Here is a 17,986-nt window from a genome sequence, read left to right on the forward strand (position 1 = left end):
GTGTCAGCCGACCGACACACGCGCGGGACGCTAAACATGCGCGCGGCGCTGCGCCGCGGGACGGCACGGCGCCGCCCCGGCAGAGGTCTCCTCGCTCCGGCGTTCGGGTTGAACACTGCCGCGCACCTATCGTCACCCCGCGCGCGTGTCAGCCGACCGACACGCGCGCGGGATGCTGAGAAGTGCGCGGGGCTTCGACGACGGACTACCGCAGCGCGGCCGGGTCGGACGAGCTACCGAAGGTGCCGACCGATTCGGACTCGATGACGCCGCGGGCGGGTCCGAGGCGGTGCAGTCGTTGCGAACTCGCACTCGATGCAGACTTGCGCTCGGTGAACGACGTTGGGACGCTTAGGCTTACGGAAGGCTTCGTTCCACGTGAATCATTGCGATCCCGGAACGAGGTGTGCGGTCAGTCGGGGTGCGCGAGGGACTGGCGGTAGCTGGTCTCGATCTGCTCGCGAAGGTGTTTCTCCGTGTGACGGATGGCGGGGCCGATGAAGGCCTGGATCACCCGATCGAGGAACCGGCCCGCGAAACCACCGGGACTCGATAGTCGGCGGTGGCGCTGACCTTGGTGGTTTCCGGGCTCAACGCCTCGAAGTCCCAGCGGATCGATCCTTCGATACCTTTGATGGCCCGCATGGTCACGCGGGAGCCGTCGATCCATTCGGTGGTGTCGGCGCGCAGGTGCAGGGTGGTGGGGCCGAGATGCAGTGCGGTGTCGAAAACCGCTCCGACACCGAAGGTTTGGTCGCCCACCGGGGTGAAGTGCCGGATGCCGAACATCCATTTCGGGACGTTCCGATAGTCCGCGACGTAGGTGAAGGTGAAGTCCACCGGCGCTTTACACGCCGCGCTGTGCTCGACATGCCCCATGCTGCCCTCCTGCCGCGCCCCGACTCCCCCGGCGACGGCTCGACTCGCACGCCGGAGCGAGCTCGCACGTCGACGCGTTGTCTCATCGACTCGCCTCCGACCCTAGAGCACCGCGCCGATCTTCGCCCGCGAACTCGATTGCCCGCCATCCATTTACCGGCCACAAGCACAGAAGGGACCCACTCGCCCTGAGATCAGCGGACAAGGGCGAACGCCGACAGCGCGCCGATGTTCACCAGCTCGACCACGATGCCGATGGACAGCAGCCCGGCTTTCGATGTCTACGACGCGGAACGCTGCGGTGCCGGCCGAATGCCGCTTGCGTCCAGCGCATTACGCGCTGCGGGCCGCGGCCTGCCGCGTATCGGCACGCAAACCGCCACACCCGCACCACTTCTCGGGACACGCGCTCCGCCGGGGTACCGAAGTGGTGCGGCTCCCTAGAACCGGTGCAGACCCCGAGCATCCACTGTGCGGCGGTCGCACGGTGTCCGCCGCGCAATGTTGCGCATCCCGCGCGTGTGTCGTTCGACTGACACTCGCGCGGCACGACAAGATGTGCGCGGCGCGCCCCGCCCTGCCCGCAGCCCTCACTCGGCCAACTCGTCCAGCACCGTTCCCAGCCGGGTCAGCGTGGTCCGCCACCCGCGCTCCAGCGCATTGCGCGCCATCTTCTGCCTGCGGTTCTCGATGTCGAAACCGGTCTGGGTCAAGACGAGTCGGGTGCCGCGGCCTTGCGGCCGGATCGTCCAGTCGACCACCCAGCGGGCCGGGTACTTGGCCCGCAGGTCTACCCAGCTGACGGTCAGCTGCGCGGCGGGCTCGGCGACGAGGACCTCACAGGCGACCTCGCCGGGTGTCCGGGCGGGAACCTCGAAGATGAAATGGGTGCCGACGGTCGCGGCGAACCCGATCGAGCGGAGTAACCATCGTTCGATGAGGTCCGGTTCGGTCAGCGCGCGCCACACCTGTTGCGGTGGCACCGGATAGAAGCTGCCGATCTCGACCGCCGCTGGATCCAGTTCCGCATCCGAGGTCACCGGCGCACCGCCGCAACGAATCCCACCATGCCACCAGCATTACATACGCCGGTGCGCGGTCAGTCCTCGTCGACGAGCGGCTCCCCGGCCGCGGCCCGCCGCACGTTCTCCCGGCCGTTGTCCTCTTCGGTGCGTCCGACCCGCCAGTAACCGGTGAAGGTGATCGAGTGCTTGTCGATGCCGCGCTCCCGGACCAGATGTCTGCGGGTGAGTTTGACCAGGTTCGCCTCGCCGGAAACCCACGCGTACGGCGCGCCTTCGGGAAACTCGGCCGCCTGTACCGCCGCCAGCACCGCGTCACCGGGTCGCCGGTCGCCGCGGTGGATCCAGCCGATCCGCACATCGCCCGCGGTGTCGAAGCGCTGCTCCTCGTCCGGGCCGGAGACCTCGATGAACGCGCGTAGCACCGCGCCCGGGTCGAGCCCCTCGATGATGGAACCGATTGCGGGAATCGCGGATTCGTCGCCGACCACCAGCTGCCACGCCACCGCGGGCTCGGGACAGTACAGCGCGAACGGCGGGCACAGCATGCCGATCTCGGCGCCGGGCACCGCCTTGGCCGCCCAATCCGACGCGGGCCCAGCGTGTTCGGTGTGCAGGACGAAGTCGATGTCGAGTTCGCCGAGTTCGGGGCGCTGCGCACGCACGGTGTAGGTGCGCATCGGCGGCCGGATCGCGTCGGGCATGGCGAGATACCGGTGGTACCAGCTCATCGTCTGGTCGGTACTTTCGAGCGGGGGCGGGACGACGGGCCGCCGCTGGCCCGGCAGCGGGAAGAAGACCTTGGTGTACTGATCGGGCCCGACGTTGATCAGCGCGTCCGGATCCTGTCCGGTGAACGTGATGCGGACCATGTGCGGCGTCAGTTGAGCCACCCGGCTGACCTGTAGCGTCGCGTAGGCCATGGTCGGGCGGTTCGTGCGCGTCGTGGTTGCCATAAGGTTAGGCTAACCTGAGCCACAGGTTCCACGCGAGGGCGCTGTGCCGGATCGAGCCCCAGTCGCCCAGCCACACCGGCCGATCCTGCGGCCCGCCCGATGCTCGGGTGCGGCCGTTCGATACGCCCCAAGTCGCCAAGCCCCCACGGCCCGATCCAGCGGCCGCCCGATGCTCGGGTGCGGCCGTTCGATACGGCCGTTAGGGTCGGGTGGTGACCTGGACGGTGGGCTTCGACCTCGATATGACGCTGATCGATTCGCGGCCGGGGGTCGGCCGGGCCGTCGACATTCTCGCGGCGGAATTCGACGTGCCGCTGCGCGGCGCCGATTTCGCGGATCGGCTCGGCCCGCCACTGGCCACTCTGCTCGCCGAAGCCGGCGCACCAGAGGAACTCGTCCCGGCCCTGGTCATCCGATACCGCGAACTGTATCCGTCGATCGTGTCGAGCATCCCCGCCATGCCCGGGGCCGACGCCGCGCTGGCCGCGGTCGACGCGCGCGGCGGGCGGGTGCTCGTCGTCACCGGCAAGCACGGCCCGCTCGCCCAGTTGCACATCGACGAACTCGGTTGGCGGATAGACCATCTCGCGGGCGACCTGTGGTCCGCGGGCAAGGCGAGCGTGCTGCGCGAGGAAGGTGCCCACCTTTTCGTCGGCGATCACGCCGGCGATATGCGCGGGGCGCAGGCCGCGGGTGTGCTCGCGGTCGGGGTCACCACCGGCCCGTGCGACGCCGCCGAACTGCGGGCCGCGGGGGCCGACGTCGTCCTCACCGATCTCACCGAGTTTCCCGAATGGCTTGCCGAACAGGCATTTTGAGAGGAGAACGCAGCAATGGACCGGTTCACCGACAAGGTCGCCGTGGTGACGGGTGCGGCGCAGGGCATCGGCGCGGCCACCGCGCTGCAGCTGGCGGTCGAGGGCGCCGCGGTCGCCGTGCTGGACCGCAACGCCCCCGCGGACACCCTCGAACAGATCACGCGCGCGGGCGGCACCGCCCGCGGCTACGTCTGCGACGTCACCGACCGCGCGTCGGTCCAGTCGGTCTTCGACCAGATCGACGCCGATCTCGGCAGTCCGCAGATCTTGATCAACAACGCGGGCATCACGCGCGACGACCTGTTCTTCCGCCTGGCCGAGGACGATTGGAACGCGGTGCTCGCGGTGAACCTCACCGGCGCGTACCACTGCGCGCAGGTCGCCCAGAAATACATGGTGGCCCAGCGCTACGGGAAGATCGTCTCGCTGTCCAGCCGGTCCGCGCTCGGCAATCGCGGCCAGGCCAATTACGCCGCCGCCAAGGCTGGCATCCAGGGCCTGACCGCGACCCTCGCCATCGAACTCGGGCCGTACAACATCAACGTCAACGCCGTCGCGCCCGGCTATATCGCCACCGCGATGACCGCCGCGACCGCGAACCGCGTCGGCATGTCGGCCGAGGAACATCAGCAGTCGGTCGCCGAACGCACCCCGCTCGGCCGGGTCGGGCAGCCTGGCGAGGTCGCCGCGGTCATCGCGTTCCTCGCCAGCGACGAAGCGTCTTACGTCAGCGGCCAGACGCTCTACGTCAACGGCGGCGCGAGGTAGGCGCGCGGCCGCGACGTCACCAGGGCAACCGGCCCTGCCGGTCGAAATATCCGCCGGTGGGGCCGTCCGGTCCCGCGGTGGCCAGCTCGATGATGGCGTCGGTGCCCTCGGTGACCGTCTGATAGCCGCCGTTGTTGTTGAAATCCGTTGCGGTGTAACCGGGATCGGCCGCGTTGAAGCGAATCTCGGGCAGCGCCCGCGCGTACTGCGACATGATCATGTTCAGCGCCGCCTTCGACGGGCTGTAGTTCAGATTTGGCAGCGACGATTCCAGTCGCCCCGGGTCCGAGGTGACGGCCAGCGAGCCCATGCCGCTCGACACCATCACGACGCGCGGGTGCGCCGCCGCGCGCAGCAGCGGCAGGAACGCGTTGGTCACCTGAACCGGTGCGAACACGTTGGTTTCGAAGACCGGACGCAGATCCTCGGCCTGCGTTTGCTCCGGTGCCCGGAAATCGCCGGAGATACCCGCGTTGTTGATCAGCACGTCCAGCGCCTGCGTCCGCTCCCGTACCGCGGCGACCGCCGCCTCGATCGAGGCGACCGACGTGACATCCAGCTGCACGAACTCGACGTTCAACCCCTGCTCGGCCAGTTCGGCCGCCGCCCGCTTGCCGCGGTCGGCGTCCCGCGCGCCGAGAAACACCCGCCAGCCCAGTTCGCCCAGCCTGCGGACGGTCTCGCGGCCGAGGCCCTTGTTCGCTCCGGTCACCAGAGCCGTTGTCGTTGTCGTCATACGTTCAGCTTTGGCGCCCGCACCCCGCCTGAACAGGGCGGGCTCGTCATGGGATCAGCGGTACCATCCCCGGCCGCGGCGGGTGCGAGATGATCGGACGATGGACCGCACCGAACTCGCCGCCCTGCTCCGGCAAGCCCGCAGCCGGACCCAGCCGCGCGATGTCGGCCTGCCCGCGGGTCTGCGGCGCCAGGTGCCCGGCCTACGCCGCGAGGAAGTAGCGCAGCTGGCGGGTATCAGCGTCGACTACGTGGTGCGGCTCGAGCAGGGCCGTGGCCCGCACCCGTCCACCGCGGTGCTCGCGGCGCTGGCACGTGCGTTGCGGCTGAACGACAACGATCGCAACCTGCTGTTCCAGCTCGGCGGGGCCGCTCCGCCGCAGCCCGGTCATATCGCGATGGTGGTGCGGCCCAGCGTGCTACGACTGCTGGACCGGATGTCCGACCTGCCCGCGCTGGTGATGTCCGCGAAAAGCGATGTGCTGGCCTGGAATTCGATGGCCACCGCGCTGCTCGGCGACTTCTCCGCCTGGCCGGTCCCGCAACGCAACATGGTCTGGCAGTGCTTCCTCGGCACCGAAATGAGCCGAGTCCGGCATACGCCCGAAGAGATCCGCATGATCGGCGCGTACGGCGTCGGCACCCTGCGCAGCGCGAAAGCCCGCTACCCGACCGACCCGGATCTCGACCGCCTGATCACCGAACTCCGCACGCGCAGTGCGGAGTTCGAGCAGCTCTGGCGCGAGCGGCCGTCCAGCCTGTGGCGCACTGCCACCAAGACCATCGATCACCCCGAACTCGGCCCCCTCGTCGTCGAATGCGACACCCTCCTGGTCCCCGACACCGACCAAACCGTAGTCGTCTACTCCGCCGAACCGAGCACCCCGGCCGCCTCCGCCCTCGACCTCCTCCGCGTCACCGGCACCCAGCAGTTCAGCGAGCACAGCTGAACTGCCGGGCAGGTATCGATGGCGCGGCCCGTGCAGACCTACGCCGCCTTGTACCGGCGCAGGTATTCGCCGGTGAGGGAGCGGGTGTCGTCGAGGAGGTCGGCGGGGGTGCCGGTGAAGACGACCTCGCCGCCGGCCTTGCCGCCGTCGGGGCCCAGGTCGATCACCCAGTCGGAGTGGGCGACGACGTCGAGATTGTGTTCGATGACGACGACGGTGTTGCCGCGCTCGACCAAGCCGTCGAGCAGGGCGAGCAAGGTGTCGACATCGGACATGTGCAGGCCGGTGGTGGGTTCGTCGAGCACGTAGACGCTGCCGGTATTGCCCAGCTGGGTGGCGAGTTTGATGCGCTGACGCTCGCCGCCGGACAGCGTGCTCATCGCCTGGCCGAGGCTCAGGTAGTTCAGGCCGACCTCGTTCATGGTGCGCAGCTTGGCGTTCAGCGCCTTCTCCGGGAAGAACGCCAGCGCTTCCTCGGCCGTCAGCTCCAGCACGTCGGCGATCGACTTGCCGCGCAAGGTGAGTGCGAGCACGTCGTCGGAGAAGCGCCGTCCGTCGCAGGCATCGCAGTGCGTGGTCACCGGATCCATGTAGGCGATCTCGGTGATGATGACGCCGCGCCCCTCACATTGCTTGCAGGCGCCCGCCGAGTTGAAGCTGAACAGCCCCGGCGACTCCCCCGTCGCCTTCGCGAACAACTTGCGGATCGGGTCCATCAGCCCCAGATACGTTGCGGGAGTAGAACGCGACGACGCGCCGATGGCCGACTGATCGACGAAGATCACCTCCGGGTGCTCGACCACGAAGACGTCCCGGATCAGGCTGCTCTTGCCGGAACCCGCCACGCCGGTGATCGAGGTCAGGACGCCGGTCGGGATGCCGACGGTCACGTCCTTCAGGTTGTGCACGGCGGCGTGCTCGATCAGCAACTCCCCCTTGGCCTTCCGGAAGTCCTGCTTCACCGTGAACGGCCGGCGCAGCCCGGCGCCGGTCGGCGTATCGGCCGCGCGCAGTTCCTCGAAGCTGCCTTCGAACACCACCCGGCCGCCGTGCAGGCCCGCCCGCGGACCGACATCCACGATATGGTCGGCGATCTGGATCACGTCGGGATCGTGCTCGACCACGAGCACCGTATTCCCCTTGTCCCGCAGGGCCTTCAGCAGATCGTTCAACCGGCCCACGTCGCGCGGATGCAGTCCGACGCTCGGCTCGTCGAAGATGTAGGTCATGCCGATCAACGTGCTCGACAGGTGCTTGATCATCTTGAGCCGCTGCCCTTCACCGCCGGACAGCGTCGAGGTCGGCCGGTCCAGGCTCAGGTAACCCAGCCCGATATCGGCCACTCGCTGCAGCGCGGTGCGGATCGCGGCGGCCAGCCCGACCGCGGCCGGATCGGTGATCTCGTCCAGCACCGCCATCAGATCGGTGATCTGCAGCGCCGCCCAGTCGGCGATGTTGCGGCCGTCGATCTTCGTGGCCAGCGCCGCCGCGTTCAATCGGGCGCCCTGACAGGTCCCGCAGACGCCCTCGGTGAGGAATTGCTGGATCTGAGCCCGGGTCTTCTCGCTGAGGCCGGAGGTGTCGCGTTGCAGTTTGGTGCGGGTGAACTTGGCCGCGATGCCCTCGTAGTCCGCTTTCCAGGTGCCCTTGGCGAAGGTGAGTTCCACTTTGCCGCCGGTGCCGTGCAACAGATCCGCGAATTCGGCCTCGGAATAATCGGCGATCTTCTTGTCCAGATCGAATCGTCCCGAATTGCCGTACAGCTGCCAGTCGCCGCTGCCGACACCGTAGCCGGGCAACAGGATCGCGCCCTCGTTGAGCGATTTGGTGCGATCCAGCAGCCGATCCGGGTCGACCCGCACCGAGACGCCGAGGCCGTCACAGTCCGGGCACATGCCTTGCGGCACATTGAACGAATAGTGGTAGACGAATCCGGCCGACGGGGCGCCGAAGCGCGCGAACATGGCGCGCACCATGGAGAAGATGTCGGTCATCGTGCCGACGGTCGAGCGCGGGCCGCCGCCGACCGGCTGCTGGTCGATGATCACCGGCGCGGTGAGGTTCTCCATCGCCTCGGCGTGCGGGCGCTCGTAGCGCGGCAGGAAGTTGAGGATGAAGGCCGGGAACGTCGCATAGAGCTGCCGTTGCGATTCCACGGCGATGGTGTCGAACACGATCGACGACTTGCCGGAACCGGACACCCCGGTGAAAACGGTGATCTTGTTCTTGGGGATGTCCAGCGACACATTGCGCAGGTTGTGCTCACTGGCTCCGAGCAACCGGATGACATCGGTGCCGGGAGCGGCTTCGGCGAAAGGCATACGAACACCATGCCACCCGACACCGACAAAACACCCACGGCATTGTGACGTAGATCACATCAATTCGGAACCATCCGGGCGTCCGTTCTGCTCACCGCCCCGACCGTGAAAGTTGCTCCCGTACGCGAACTTCCGCCTCGGCCGGACCCTTCCCGTCCAGAACGATCTCGGGATAAGGTTCCAGAATGGGCCAGCCTCGCGCGCATCGCACCCGGAAGGTGACCGTCACGTTGCCCGAGGAACTGGTCAGCACCCTCGAACGCTGGCGTGCCGAGGGGCGGATCGAGTCGGTGGCGGCGTTCGTCGCCGAATCGGTGTTCGCCCGGCTCGGCACGGCCGAGTCACTGGCCAAACTCGAAGAGGTGTTCGGCGGCAGACCGCCGCTGGATCTGATCAACCGCGCCCGCGCCATTCAAGGGTTACCGCCGTTATCCGAGGAGGAGGCAGGCGGGCCACACCTCGGCGCCGCGTGAAAACCCCCGTCCTGGGCGGTGTCGTCTTCGATACCGCAGCCGTCGTCAGCTGGGCCAACCAAGCCAATTACGCCCAGGCTGTGGTCTGGGCGACGGTCGGTGCGAACAACACCATCGTCGTCCCGGCCACCGCACTGGCGGCCGCCCGCGCGCACATCCCACCGCACCGCCTCGACATCCTCGACGTGCTGCTGGAACTGCCGCACACCATCATCACCGCCCTGGACCGCGGCGCCTCCGAACGACTCGGCGCCGCCTTCGCCGGCAACCCCGACGCCGAACTGCTGCTGCCCGCCGGGCATGCCGCCGCCGAGGCGGTGGCCCGCGACTGGCCTTGTCTCACAGCGCGTCCCAGGAAGCTCCGGCAGCTGGACCCCCGGGTCATCATCGACCTGCTCCCCTGAGCTTTCGCGCAGCAGAAACCGTGCGGGAACCCAGCAGCGGCGCGGCTAGCGCAGCAGGTCGATCACCGGGGCGAACTGTTCCATGCTGTGCTCGAGCACGGTGATGTAGCTGAAGCCGTAGCGGTCGCGGTGGGCGCGGACCCGGTCGGCGATCTCGTCCGGGGTGCCGATCAGCAAGGTGGGCAACTCTTCCGGGCGATCGGCGACATCTTCGGGGAGGGCTGGACCGAACAGCTCGAGCACGGCGGCACGCTCGGCGGGCGGCACCACCCGCTGCACGAGCAGATTGAATTCCACACTGTCCGAACGCTTCCCGAGCAGTTCACGGACGTAATCGATCTTTTCGCCGATCTCGGCCAACCCGGCCAGATGCAAGGGCCCACCGTTCTCGGTCGCCGAAGCGCCGGGAAAGGCGATGATATCGGCGTTTTCGGCGGCCAGCCGCAACAGCCGGTCACCCCAGCCGGCGATCAGCAGCGGCGGGCCCGCCGGTTGCGCGGGGCACGGCTGGTATTCCGGATCGGAGAACAGGGTCCGTAACGTGCTGACCGTCCGCTCCAGGTGCGCCACCCGCTTGCGGCCGGACTCGAAAGGAATTCCCGCGGACTCGAATTCGGATTGCACGTAGCCCGCGCCGAGCCCGATCTCCACCCGCCCGTCGGTGAGCTGATCCGCGCCCGCGATATCGCGCGCCAGCAACACCGGATTGTAGAACGAGGTGTTCAACACGAACGTGTTCACCCGCACCCGTTCGGTCGACTCGGCGGCCAGCACCATCGACGGAAACGGCGCCGGGCAGCCCAGGTGATCGGCCACCCCGATCACGTCGAACCCCAGTTCCTCGGCCCTGCGGCACTTCTCGATCCACAGGGTCCGCGAATCCGGAGCCACCATGTTCACCCCGAATCGAAATGCCCGCTGCGCCGTCACGATCCTCTGTCTACCAGCCCCCCGATTTTCCCTTCCCACAGGCACTGGGATCGCCTTGCTCCCCAGTCCCCAGTCGATGACAGTTCGCGTTCGTCCGTGATCAACTTCTGAGTGTGCCGGAGTTCGTCCCGGCCACTGGGGAGCAGGAGGGGTTCATGAATTCTCGTGTACGGCCGCATGCCCGAAATCGCCCGACAAACCATCGAATTGCCTTGGGCATGACCATGCTTGCCGCCGCGACCGCGGTGGTTGTCACCTTACCCGGCGTCGCCGCGAGCGCGCCGCCGTCGACTACCGTGCCGGAGCCCGCACAACACAGCACGACGCAAAACACGGTCCCGCAGACCACGGTCCCACGGGCCCCGTCGAGCACGACACCAAAGCCGTCGAGTACACCAGCCCCGTCGACTACGACTCCGCCGGCACCGTCGACCACGACGCCGACGGCATCGACGAGCAAACCGACCTCTACCGCACCGTCGTCGACGCCACCGCAACCCTGCACTCGAGCACCCGGCAGCGACCGAAAATCCAAGCCCGACAAGTGGGCACCCACGCTGAACCCGAACAAGACCGTGGTCCCGGGCAAGATGCGCTCGGACTGCCAGGAGATCCCCGACGGCTTCAGCAAGGAGCAAGCCGACAAGGCCGAGACCATGGAAGCTGCGCTGGCCGAACGCCCCGCACCGCGCTCGGTGACCGACGGGTGCCAAGTGTATTGGCCCGCACCGTACGAGGTGTGCGGCGCGATTCGGGACAAATACAACGAACTCGGCGGCCCGAACAGCTTCCTGCTGTTCCCGACCTCGAACGAACTGTCCAACCCCGACGGCATCGGCAAACGCTCGACCTTTCAGAACGGACCGATCTACTGGTCACCGAACGGGGGCGCACACCCGGTGGTGAATCATTTCTTCGCTGCCTGGCAACGCAACGGTTGGGAAGGCGGTGTCCTCGGTTATCCGACCAGCGACGAGATCGTCAATCCCGACAATGTCGGCCGCCGGCAGTACTTTCAGGGCGGCACCATCTACTGGAAACTGAACGAGGCGTACTACGTGGCGGGCGCGATCCGGGACAAATGGGGCGAAACCGGTTGGGAGGGCGGTTCTCTCGGTTATCCCACCAGTGACGAGACCAAGACGCCGGACGGTGTGGGACGATTCAACCGATTCGACAAGAGCGTCGTCTACTGGCATCCGCAGTACGGCGCGCATCCGGTGAGCGGGGGGATCCTCACGAAGTGGCAGTTGACTGATTTCGAGCAGGGCCCGTACGGCTATCCGACTGGGGACCAGCGCAAACGGGGCGCGTCCGCATGGGATCAGGACTTCCAGGGCGGCACCATCGGCTGGCCGACCAGCGCCGCCGAGGGACAGGACATCGATTGGCAGGAAGACTACATCGATGATGCCAACTGCCCCGGCTGCGGCGACGACGATCGAGTGCGCGTGAACGGGCCGGGCTGGACCGATGCCCCGCAGCCGAACGCGCGTTCGGCCACCGAACCCGCGCCTCCTGTTCCCGCCGGGGTGGTGCTCGATGAACTGCCGCCGTGCGCCGACGTACGCCCCGACGGTGGCACCGAGCCCTACATCTGGTGCACTCCAGCGGAGTCCGCGCAACCACAGGAACGCGCACGCGCCGCGGTGTGGTGGTCGAGCGCGCTCGACAAGCCCTACTGCGTGGATCTGCCGGGCAGGCAGTGGGCCGGTGACCGTACCTACCAGTGCATGTGGCGCGAAGGCATCATCGAACTCCGTGATCGCAAGGAGCCCGCGACCCCCATCGGCGGATTGAAGGTGGTGCAGGAGAACCAGATTCAGACCACCTGGAACACCACGACCTGGAAGGCACGGACGGTGCTGCACATGACCGACGTGTGGGGCGAGGCCGGCGCCGCGCAGTACGCGATGTCGGTCTACTGCGCCTCGGACGCGACGTGCAACCACACCTTCAACAACTCCGAGCCGCCGCGCCAGGTCGCCAACAACACGAAGTACGTCAAGGACTACACCCTCACCGCTCCGGTCGCGGCCGGAGCGCAGAGCCGGACCAACGGATTCGCCGAGTTCACCTTCACCCATGCGAAAGCCACGCCGATCACCACGAAAGCGGCTGCGGCGCCTTCGGTGCGTTGCGACGCGATCGGCAACCGCAACACCCAGGGCTGTGTCGTTCGCGGCGCGGAGCCGATCCTCGACATGAGCACCCGCAACGTGCCCGAACTCGCGAAGCACGTGCGGTTCGCGCAAGCCAGTGGTCTGCCGGGCGCTCCCAGCGGGTCGAAACCGTTGACCCGCACCACCGATGACACGCGCATGCAGAACAACCGCAACACCACCTGCAACCGCATCCCGGGCCCACGCGCCACAGGCATGCAGTGCGACGAATATCCTTTCGCTGCAACGCATGAGGGCGGCGGCGCGGGTGGACCCGCCCGCACCTACAACGACACCTGTGATGTCAGCGCCCGAGCTGCCTGGGTGGTGGTACTGCCCGCCGGCTCGGTTCCGGCGCACGCCGCGACGGGAATCAGTATGTGCTTCATCAACGGTCGACAGAACACGCGAGGCGGCGGCATCACGACCTGGTTCTTCACCAAGAACCGAGTACTCGAGGGCGATACGTTCTACGTGAAGGGCTGACCTCGAGCCGAGACAACGATCGCTGACGAAAGGGACAGGATATGGTGGGTGTGGCGCCGGTTCAGGTCGATCACCATCAGTTCGGGGTGGGGGCGGTGGACGCCGACACGCTGGACACTCGGCACGAGGGTGCGCTGCTGTGCGCGGGCCCCGGATTCGTGACTGTGCTGACCGGAATCGCCTATGGGCCGGTGCGTGTCACGGTGGTGACGACCGACGCCGCACCCGAGGACAACGACCTCGCCGAATGGGAGGCGGTCGAGGAGACCGGGCTCGAATCCGCCGGAGAACTGCGGGTGCTGCGGTTGGACGGTGCGGTCGAGCCCGGCTTCGAGCCGATACCGCCGGGGCGGTACCGGATTCGCGCCTGTGCCCGAGGTCGCGACGACAACTGGGATCTCGAGGTGACCGAACCGTCCGAGACCTATCGGCTCGAGCTGTGGCCGACTACCGAGACCGGCAACGGAATTCGGCAACTACGCAAGACCGATGCCGCGTATTCGGCACCGGTGAAAACGCTGCCGACACCGGACTACGAACGGTCCTACATCCGTGACGCGGACGGTGTGGTGCAGCGGGTCCCGCACGATCACCCGGACGTCAAAGCTTTTCACGAGCGTGTGGCGACGTGGGGCGGGCGAGCACCCGCTCCCGTGCTCACGGAAGATTTCGGCAATTACGACGCACAGGTTCTCGCCGGTCTGGACCGGGATCTGGTCGACGGCATCGTCGAGCTGTCCCCGGCGCGACAGCGGGAACTGGCCCGCTGGTGCGTGCATCGCGCATTCGAACGTGCGGGACTGACGGAGTTCGCCGATTTCCGGGCCGGTCTCGCGGCGCTGGACGCCGACGATCCCACCGCCGCACCGCCGGATTTCGGCAACGGCTCCCGCATCCTGTGGCGGATCGATACCGATCCCGATATTCCGGTCACGATCGTGTCCGGTCTCCCCGGCAACACCGAGCAGATCCAGCAGCACAAGGCGGTCTGGGCGTACTCCGCCGCGACCGATATCGATGACCCGCTGAAAGCCGCCTGCTGTGCGGTGCGGGCCGCCGCGACCACTTACGGCATGGATTATCCCGAGCTGTTCGACGCGCTGCGCACCGAATTCCACCTCCCCGCACCGTGACGAGCGCCGTCCCGGCACGGATGCCGCTTCTGCCCTAGAGTGGACGCCGGAGGTTTGCCACCCTGCTACTCATGTGCTGTCACCTGATCAGAGAGGGGTAACCGGATGACTCAGCTAGATCCTGTGGTGCAGGAATTCGTGGACGCGCTCAACGCCAACGACCAGGATCGGTTCTTCGCCGCGCTCACCGACGACGCGACCATGTCCGACGACGGTGTGGAACGCAATATCGGCCAGTGGACCGACTCGGAAGTGTTCGGCAGCAACGCGCGGATGCAGGTCGAGTCGGTCGACGACGGCGGCACCGAACTGGTTGCCGACTACACCAATTCGCGCTGGGGTTCGATGCGCACCAGCTGGCGGTTCACCGTGCGTGACGGCAAGGTCAGCCGGTTCGAGACGGGCCAGGCCTGACCCCGCCCTTGCCCGCACCGCACCGATCTTGACATCCTGACGATCGTGTTCGCTGCGCCCCGTTACGGTACGGGCTCCCTCGCTGACCTGTTCCCTTCGCTGCTCGCCGGTTTCGGCGTGCCGGGCGAGCGGGACCGGCTCGGCCTCGATATCGCCGCCGACCGGGTGTGCGTCCTGTTGATCGACGGGCTCGGCGCCGCCGCGCTGGCCGCGAATCCCGGTGTGGCGCCGTTCTTGTCGGGCCTGCCGTCGGTGGCGCTCACCACGGGATTCCCGAGCACCACGGCGACCAGCCTGAGTTCGCTCGGCGTCGGTGTGCCGCCCGGCGAGCACGGCATCGTCGGTTATCTGATGCGGGTGCCCGAGCAGGATCGGCTGGTGAACTCGCTGCGCTGGCGACTGCACGGCGAGGGCGCGCGCGTCGATCTGCTGAGCGAGCTGGTGCCGGAGGATTTTCAGCCCACCACAACGGTTTTCGAACGCGCGGCCGCGCAGGGCATCGTGGTCACGCAGGTGGCGCCGAACTACCAGAACGGTTCCGGGTTGACCCGAGCGGTGTTGCGCGGGTGCGCGTTTCGTCCCGCGTTCTCGGTCGGCGACCTGGTGGACGGGGTCGGCATCGGCCTACGTGCCGGCGATCGCACGCTGGTCTACGCCTACTACGGCGATCTGGACACCACCGGGCACGTGCGCGGTCCGTCCTCGGACGCGTGGCTACTGGAACTGGCCCATGTCGACCGGATCGCCGCGGACATCGCCGAGCGGCTGCCGCAAGACGCCGCGCTGTGCGTCACCGCCGATCACGGCATGGTCGAACTCGGTGAGCGCATCGATTTCGACGAGCACGCCGGACTGCGCGCCGGCGTGCGGCAATTGGGCGGGGAACCGCGCGCCCGGCACGTGTACACCGCACCGGGCGCGGCCGCGGACGTCGCGGCGGCCTGGACGGAGATCCTCGGCCCGGACTACGCGGTGCTGTCGCGCACCGAGGTGATCGACCGGGGGTGGTTCGGCCCGATCGTGTCCCCGCGGGTGGCCGAGCGCATCGGCGAGGTGGTCGTGGCGCCGCGCGGCACCGGCGGCATCATCCGCAGCGGCGCCGAACCACTGCAGTCGATGATGGTCGGCCACCACGGCTCGCTCACCCCCGCCGAACTCGATATCCCGCTGCGCATCTTTCGCGCCTGAGCGGGTACAGCCGGGACGGGGAGCCGGTACCGCCACCGGTTCCCTGGCTCGCCCGCGCGCCCGCCATGCGGCGCGCGGCGTGGGCTCTAGGGTGGTGACGATCGCCGCGGACGGCCGCGGCGACGAAGTATTCAGGAGGAGCACATGAACGGCACGCTGTCCCGGACCGGGCAGGCCGGCCTCGCGATCGCGGCGGTCGCACTGATGCTCGCCGGCTGCAGTGACGTGGAACGCGCCGTCAACAAGGGCGGCGACACCAAGTGCAGCGACTACGTCCAGCAGGACCAGGACAAGAAGCGCGTCACGATCACCAAGTTCGTCAAGCAGCAGACCAACGACGATCACGAGCCCGCGGGCACCGTGGTGGACGCCACGATGGTCTCGGTCGACCTGCTGTGCGGCGGTCAGCGCAACGCTGATACGCCGATCAAGAACGCCGACGTGGCAGGCATCTTCCTCAACAAGTGATCAAGGTCCTGGCGGGTTGGCGGCCAGCCAGTCGGCCGCCCGCCTGCCGGAGGCCCGGGCGAGCCACGCGTCCTGGATCGCCTCGGCCAGTTCCTGGTGCGTGAGTTCGCCGATCCGGCTGCCGCGCACCAGCACCGAGGGGTGACCGTTGAAGTGGGCGGTGGTGAAGAACGGTAACCGCGGGTCCTGCACCAGGGCCTGCTTCTCCGATTCCGAAGACACCCAGAAGACGATGACATCGGTGTAGCGTTCGCCGCTGTCGGGGTCGAAGGCGTCGGGGCGCGGTGTCCGGAAGAACACGAACGATTTCCCGCCCACCTGATAGATCGGGTTGCCCCGCGGGCCATCGATGCGTGTCACATACGGCATGCCGGAAGCCAGTTCGTGCACGTCGGCCAGCTGGGCCCGCCGTGAAACGGTCGCCATCCTCCGAGGGTAGTCCGCCACGCCGGGTGCGACACGGAGATACGCCGCAAGGACCGTTCGGTATGTCGGCAAACCCTCCCACCGCCGTCTTGCATACGCCAGAATGAGAGAGCGAATGTGAGCTCACACGACGATGGGGTTCTTCGAGGTGGCACAGTTCCGCACCCTGACCCAGCGGCGGGCCGAACTGGAAAAGGAATGGGAGCGCTGGGCTACGGCTCCGAATACCGCCACGCCACCGCCATCGCGGCCCACCCTGCTCCGCACCGACGTGGCCCAATCCTGGCAGCGCTCGCTGCACACGGTGGATCCGGGTCGCACGGTCGCTCCCGGTCTGGACGACGTCGCCGACCTCTGGTCGGAATCCCCGCTGCGCACGCCGATCACCGAACTGTCCGGTGAACTACGCGGAATCGCCGAGGACGCGGGCTATCTCGCCGTGGTCACCGACGAGGCGGGCACGATCCTGTGGTCGGCGGGCGACCGTTCGCTGCGCAAGCAGGCCGAGCAGGTGAACTTCGCGCCCGGTGGCTGCTGGAACGAAAGCACCATGGGCACCAACGGCTTATCGCTGGCCCTGCACGACGACCGCCCCTGTTCGGTGTTCTCCGCCGAGCACCTGATCGCCGCGCTGCACGGCTGGGTGTGCTACTCGGCGCCGATCCACGCGCCCGACGGCAGGCAACTCGGCGTGCTGGACCTGTCCAGCTCCTGGGATCGCTCGCATCCGCTGGTGCTGGCCTCGGTGCGGGCGCTGGTCACCGCCGTGGAGACGATGTTGCGCGCCGCCGAGCCCACGCCGACGCCCGGCGTCCGGCTCGAATGTCTGGGCACCGCACGGCTGATGCGCGACGGCCGGCCGGTCCCGCTGCCACCGCGTCAGCTGGAGATCCTGGCTCTGCTCGCGCTCGAGCCCGACGGGTTCACGCCCGAGCAGTTGCACGCCGCCGTCTACGGCGACCGGACGGTCTCCGCCAGCACGCTCAAGGCCGATGTGTCGCATCTGCGCCGTGCCACCGGCGGCGAGATCACCAACCGCCGCTACCTGTTGACCGGGCCGGTGGCCTGCGATGCGGTCGACTTGCTGGCCGCCGTGGCGGCGGGCGACACCACCTCGGCGGTCTGGCTCTATCGCGGTCCGCTGCTGCCCGGTTCGGACACGCCCGGCGTGGTGCAGTGGCGCTCGTATCTCGATGTCGGCGTGCGCAACGCGGTATTGGCCAGCGATCGGGCCGAACACGCGGTCGCCTTCGGCGAACGCGCGCCCGGCGATATCGCGGTGCACGAGCACGCGCTGCGGCTGCTGCCCCTCGACGACGTGCGTCGCGCCGTGGTCGCCGCCCGGTTGCACACGGCCTTGCGCTCCTGAATGCAAGTGCAGTTGCACGCGCGTCGGTCACACCAACCTCGCACCAACCTTGGCGGGTCATAGTGGCCCGACCACAGTGATTCT

At 67.9% G+C, this 17,986-nt stretch carries 18 protein-coding genes; 11 read left to right on the forward strand and 7 right to left on the reverse strand.

Features of this window, described 5'->3' with window-relative positions; translation table 11 throughout:
- Nucleotides 1-510 precede the first annotated feature (510 nt).
- From NBRGI_RS44390 to NBRGI_RS29665, 3 genes are all read right to left on the reverse strand, one after another.
- Nucleotides 511-879 carry an SRPBCC family protein gene (locus NBRGI_RS44390; RefSeq protein ID WP_081878285.1) on the reverse strand — a complete coding sequence of 123 codons (369 nt, stop codon included), beginning with the start codon at nucleotides 877-879 and terminating at the stop codon, nucleotides 511-513.
- Between the two features lie 590 nt (nucleotides 880-1,469).
- On the reverse strand, nucleotides 1,470-1,919 hold the full coding sequence (locus NBRGI_RS29660; RefSeq protein WP_029900492.1) for an SRPBCC family protein: 450 nt from the start codon (nucleotides 1,917-1,919) through the stop codon (nucleotides 1,470-1,472).
- Between the two features lie 59 nt (nucleotides 1,920-1,978).
- Nucleotides 1,979-2,857, reverse strand: a complete 879-nt coding sequence (locus tag NBRGI_RS29665; protein WP_029900493.1) for a siderophore-interacting protein — start codon at nucleotides 2,855-2,857, stop codon at nucleotides 1,979-1,981.
- Nucleotides 2,858-3,069: 212 nt separating this feature from the next.
- On the opposite strand from NBRGI_RS29665, the gene NBRGI_RS29670 reads away from it, so the two are divergent.
- Both NBRGI_RS29670 and fabG read left to right on the forward strand, forming a co-directional pair.
- The gene (locus NBRGI_RS29670; RefSeq protein WP_029900494.1) at nucleotides 3,070-3,675 is read left to right on the forward strand and encodes an HAD family hydrolase; all 606 of its coding nucleotides are present in this window, start codon (nucleotides 3,070-3,072) and stop codon (nucleotides 3,673-3,675) included.
- 15 nt (nucleotides 3,676-3,690) lie between these two features.
- Entirely contained in the window at nucleotides 3,691-4,443 is a 753-nt protein-coding gene (gene fabG, locus NBRGI_RS29675; protein WP_029900495.1) for a 3-oxoacyl-ACP reductase FabG, read from the forward strand.
- A gap of 16 nt (nucleotides 4,444-4,459) precedes the next feature.
- On the opposite strand, the gene NBRGI_RS29680 is transcribed toward fabG, so the two are convergent.
- Entirely contained in the window at nucleotides 4,460-5,179 is a 720-nt protein-coding gene (locus NBRGI_RS29680) for an SDR family oxidoreductase (RefSeq protein WP_029900496.1), read from the reverse strand.
- Between the two features lie 100 nt (nucleotides 5,180-5,279).
- Between NBRGI_RS29680 and NBRGI_RS29685 the strand changes: the two genes are divergently transcribed.
- A complete protein-coding gene (locus NBRGI_RS29685; protein ID WP_029900497.1) occupies nucleotides 5,280-6,128 on the forward strand; it encodes a helix-turn-helix transcriptional regulator in 849 nt (282 codons plus the stop codon).
- Nucleotides 6,129-6,166: 38 nt separating this feature from the next.
- Here NBRGI_RS29685 and NBRGI_RS29690 read toward each other — a convergent pair whose 3' ends face one another.
- Nucleotides 6,167-8,449, reverse strand: a complete 2,283-nt coding sequence (locus NBRGI_RS29690; RefSeq protein ID WP_029900498.1) for an ATP-binding cassette domain-containing protein — start codon at nucleotides 8,447-8,449, stop codon at nucleotides 6,167-6,169.
- Nucleotides 8,450-8,634: 185 nt separating this feature from the next.
- On the opposite strand from NBRGI_RS29690, the gene NBRGI_RS29695 reads away from it, so the two are divergent.
- Entirely contained in the window at nucleotides 8,635-8,922 is a 288-nt protein-coding gene (locus tag NBRGI_RS29695; protein ID WP_029900499.1) for a hypothetical protein, read from the forward strand.
- On the forward strand, nucleotides 8,919-9,326 hold the full coding sequence (locus NBRGI_RS29700; protein WP_029900500.1) for a hypothetical protein: 408 nt from the start codon (nucleotides 8,919-8,921) through the stop codon (nucleotides 9,324-9,326). Before NBRGI_RS29695 ends, NBRGI_RS29700 begins: the two co-directional genes overlap by 4 nt.
- Nucleotides 9,327-9,371: 45 nt before the next feature.
- On the opposite strand, the gene NBRGI_RS29705 is transcribed toward NBRGI_RS29700, so the two are convergent.
- Complete coding sequence (locus NBRGI_RS29705) at nucleotides 9,372-10,256, reverse strand: LLM class F420-dependent oxidoreductase (protein ID WP_036561461.1); 885 nt, start codon at nucleotides 10,254-10,256, stop codon at nucleotides 9,372-9,374.
- Nucleotides 10,257-10,846: 590 nt separating this feature from the next.
- Here NBRGI_RS29705 and NBRGI_RS45540 point away from each other — a divergent pair.
- The 5 genes from NBRGI_RS45540 to NBRGI_RS29730 all read left to right on the forward strand — a co-directional run bounded on the left by NBRGI_RS45540 (nucleotide 10,847) and on the right by NBRGI_RS29730 (nucleotide 16,107).
- On the forward strand, nucleotides 10,847-12,904 hold the full coding sequence (locus tag NBRGI_RS45540; RefSeq protein WP_051728127.1) for a NucA/NucB deoxyribonuclease domain-containing protein: 2,058 nt from the start codon (nucleotides 10,847-10,849) through the stop codon (nucleotides 12,902-12,904).
- Between the two features lie 41 nt (nucleotides 12,905-12,945).
- Nucleotides 12,946-14,037, forward strand: a complete 1,092-nt coding sequence (locus tag NBRGI_RS29715) for a hypothetical protein (protein WP_029900503.1) — start codon at nucleotides 12,946-12,948, stop codon at nucleotides 14,035-14,037.
- Between the two features lie 105 nt (nucleotides 14,038-14,142).
- The gene (locus tag NBRGI_RS29720) at nucleotides 14,143-14,451 is read left to right on the forward strand and encodes a nuclear transport factor 2 family protein (RefSeq protein ID WP_029900504.1); all 309 of its coding nucleotides are present in this window, start codon (nucleotides 14,143-14,145) and stop codon (nucleotides 14,449-14,451) included.
- A gap of 45 nt (nucleotides 14,452-14,496) precedes the next feature.
- Nucleotides 14,497-15,639 (forward strand): alkaline phosphatase family protein, encoded by a 1,143-nt coding sequence (locus NBRGI_RS29725; protein ID WP_029900505.1) that lies wholly within the window; start codon nucleotides 14,497-14,499, stop codon nucleotides 15,637-15,639.
- Between the two features lie 144 nt (nucleotides 15,640-15,783).
- Nucleotides 15,784-16,107: a hypothetical protein gene (locus NBRGI_RS29730; RefSeq protein WP_014986014.1), complete on the forward strand. Its 324-nt coding sequence runs from the start codon at nucleotides 15,784-15,786 to the stop codon at nucleotides 16,105-16,107.
- Here the strand turns inward: NBRGI_RS29730 and NBRGI_RS29735 are convergent, their stop codons facing one another.
- Entirely contained in the window at nucleotides 16,108-16,533 is a 426-nt protein-coding gene (locus tag NBRGI_RS29735) for an MmcQ/YjbR family DNA-binding protein (RefSeq protein ID WP_029900506.1), read from the reverse strand.
- Nucleotides 16,534-16,666: 133 nt separating this feature from the next.
- On the opposite strand from NBRGI_RS29735, the gene NBRGI_RS29740 reads away from it, so the two are divergent.
- On the forward strand, nucleotides 16,667-17,902 hold the full coding sequence (locus NBRGI_RS29740) for a transcriptional regulator (protein ID WP_029900507.1): 1,236 nt from the start codon (nucleotides 16,667-16,669) through the stop codon (nucleotides 17,900-17,902).
- The last annotated feature ends 84 nt before the right edge of the window (nucleotides 17,903-17,986 follow it).

The sequence above is a fragment of the Nocardia brasiliensis IFM 10847 genome (genome assembly GCF_000710915.1).
Lineage (GTDB): Bacteria > Actinomycetota > Actinomycetes > Mycobacteriales > Mycobacteriaceae > Nocardia > Nocardia brasiliensis_A.